The organism is Frankia sp. CeRuru1 (assembly GCF_977966315.1).
This window is the reverse complement of sequence record NZ_CDWWEW010000525.1, coordinates 1-2,691: the sequence shown is the minus strand read 5'-3', so window position 1 is coordinate 2,691 and position 2,691 is coordinate 1. Positions and strand designations below refer to the sequence as shown.

Sequence of the window (2,691 nt, the reverse complement as noted above, 5' to 3'; positions counted from 1 at the left end):
GTCCCGACCGGCACGGTCACGGCGCTGCTCGGGCCGAACGGCGCCGGCAAGACGACCACCGTGGAGATCTGCGAGGGATTCCGCCGCGCCGACGCGGGCGAGGTGCGGGTTCTCGGGCTCGACCCCTGGGCGGACGCCGTTGCCCTGCGCCCCCGGGTCGGGGTGATGCTGCAGTCCGGGGGGATGTATCCCGGCGCCCGCGCCGGCGAGATGCTGCGCCTCGTCGCCTCGCACTACCGCCACCCGCTGGATCCCGCGGCGCTGTTGGACCGGCTCGGGCTGACCGGGTCCGCCGGTACCCCGTTCCGCCGGCTCTCCGGCGGCCAGCAGCAGCGGCTGTCGCTGGCGATGGCCGTGGTCGGCCGCCCGGAGCTGGTCTTCCTCGACGAGCCGACGGCCGGGTTGGACGTCCAGGGCCGGCGGGACACCTGGGAGCTCGTCGAGGAGCTGCGCACGGCCGGGGTCACCGTCGTGCTGACCACCCACGCCATGGACGAGGCCGAACGGCTCGCCGATCAGGTGATCATCGTCGACCACGGCAGGGTGGTGGCGGTCGGCTCCCCCGCGGAGCTCACCCGGGGCGGCGCCGAGGGGCAGCTGCGCTTCCGGGCCCCCGCCGGGCTGGATCTCGGCCGGCTGCTGCTCGCGCTGCCCGACGGCACCACCGCGCAGGAGGGCCCGGCTGGGCACTACCTGTTGCAGGGCACGGTCGACCCGCAACTGCTCGCTGCGGTGACCGCCTGGTGCGCGGGTAACGGCATCCTGGCAGAGGATCTCCGGGTCGAACAACGCACGCTGGAGGACGTCTTCGTGGAACTGACCGGATCGGAGCTGCGCTCATGACCGGCATCCCGCTGCTCGATCTGCGCCCGGCTCCGGCGCCCGCGTCGCGGGCCCGGATGCTGGCGGCACAGACCAGGCTCGAGCTGGTACTCACCCTACGGCGCGGCGAGTCCGTCCTGCTCACCCTGATCATCCCGGTCGGTCTGCTGGCCTTCTTCACCGCCGTCGACGTGCTGCCGAGCTCCACCGAGCGGCCGGTGGACTTCCTCGTCCCCGGGGTGCTCGCGCTGGCCGTGATGTCGACCGCCTTCACTGGGCAGGCGATCGCCACGGGCTTCGAACGCTCCTACGGCGTCCTCAAACGCCTCGGGGCGACCCCGCTGCCCCGCGCGGTCCTACTCGCCGGCAAGACGTTGGCGGTGCTCGCCGTCGAGGTCATCCAGCTGGTGCTCCTGGTGGCGGTCGGGTTCGCGCTGGGCTGGGACCCGACCGGCGGGCCGGTCGGGGTTCCGGCGGTGCTGGCGCTGCTCGTCCTGGGCACGGCCGCGTTCTCGGGGCTCGGCCTGCTGATGGCCGGAGCCCTGCGGGCCGAGGCGACGCTCGCCGCCGCCAACGGCGTCTACCTGGTGCTGCTGCTGATCGGCGGGGTGATGTTCCCGCTGTCGAAGCTTCCCGGCTGGCTGCGGGCGATCGCCGAGGTGCTGCCGACCGCGGCGCTGTCGGACGGGCTGCGGGCCGTCCTCGCCGAGGGCGACGGTCCGGGGGCGCATACCCTGATCGTGCTCGCGGCCTGGGCGGTGGCGAGTCTGGCACTCGCCGCCCGCACCTTCCGCTGGGAGTAGAGCCGACTGGGAGTAGAGCCGACACCGCGACCATCCGGTCACCGGGCACCAGCCGACCGGCAGGCACCATCCGGCCGGCAGGCACCATCCGACCAGCGGAGAAGGATCCGAGCGGCCCGCGCCGGACAGGGCGTTACCATGGCAGTCGTGCCAGCTTCTACAGAGCGTCGGAGTTTGCCGCTGATCAGCCTTCGCGCCTTCCGACTCCTCACCACACTTAACGTGGTCTTGCTGTCACTGATCGTGGTGAGTGGTGGCGTGGTCCGCCTGACCGGCTCCGGTCTCGGCTGCCCGACCTGGCCGCAGTGCGGGGACGGCTCGTTCGTGCCGCACTCGGAATACGCCCTGCACGGAGCGATCGAGTTCGGCAACCGGGTCGTCGGCCTGGTGGTCGGCCTCGTGGCGCTGATCACCCCGCTGGTCGCGCTCCGCCTGCGCGGCGGACGGCGGCGCGATCTTCGGCTGCTGTCCTTCGGCCTCTGGGTGGGTTTCCTCGGACAGGCCGTGCTCGGCGGGATCACCGTCCTGACGAAGCTGCACCCGGCGACCGTCGCCGCCCATTTCCTGCTCTCCATGGTCCTGCTGTGGAACGCGGTCCTGCTGGACCACCGGGCCCGCCAGGACGCGGGTGCGGCGACCCCGGGGGTCGGTCCCGCGCTGCGGTGGCTGGCGCGCCTGCTGGTGGTCGTCTCGGCGGGGGTGCTCGTCCTCGGCACGGTCGTGACCGGCGCCGGGCCGCACAGCGGTGACAGCGATCATCCGGCCCGCTTCGGGTTCGACCTCGTCAACGTCTCCCAGCTGCACGCCGACGGCGCGATGCTGCTGGTCGGGCTCGTCGCGGCCATGGCGTTCGCGGTGCGGGTCGCCGAGGCTCCCGACGAGGCCAGGCGGACCTCCCTCGCCCTGGTCGGGACCGTCCTCGCGCAGGCCGCGATCGGATTCACCCAGTACTTCCTCGGCGTTCCCGCTCTCCTCGTCGCCCTGCACATGACCGGGGCGACCGTGATGTGGGTCGCCGCGCTGCGGCTCTGGCTCGCCCTGAGCTCCCGGCACCCCCGGCCGGTAC

3 protein-coding genes are annotated in these 2,691 nt (G+C 73.1%); all 3 read left to right on the top strand.

All coding sequences use genetic code 11. The features are described 5' to 3' along the window. Positions 1-843, top strand: an 843-nt coding sequence (locus AC08OP_RS23805) for an ABC transporter ATP-binding protein (protein ID WP_476616213.1), incomplete at its 5' end; no start/stop codon positions are given. After that, positions 840-1,625: an ABC transporter permease gene (locus AC08OP_RS23800; protein ID WP_476616212.1), complete on the top strand. Its 786-nt coding sequence runs from the start codon at positions 840-842 to the stop codon at positions 1,623-1,625. The genes AC08OP_RS23805 and AC08OP_RS23800, both read left to right, overlap by 4 nt. Before the next feature lie 138 nt (positions 1,626-1,763). Next, positions 1,764-2,691 (top strand): COX15/CtaA family protein (locus AC08OP_RS23795; RefSeq protein ID WP_476616211.1); only part of this gene is annotated, 928 nt, incomplete at its 3' end.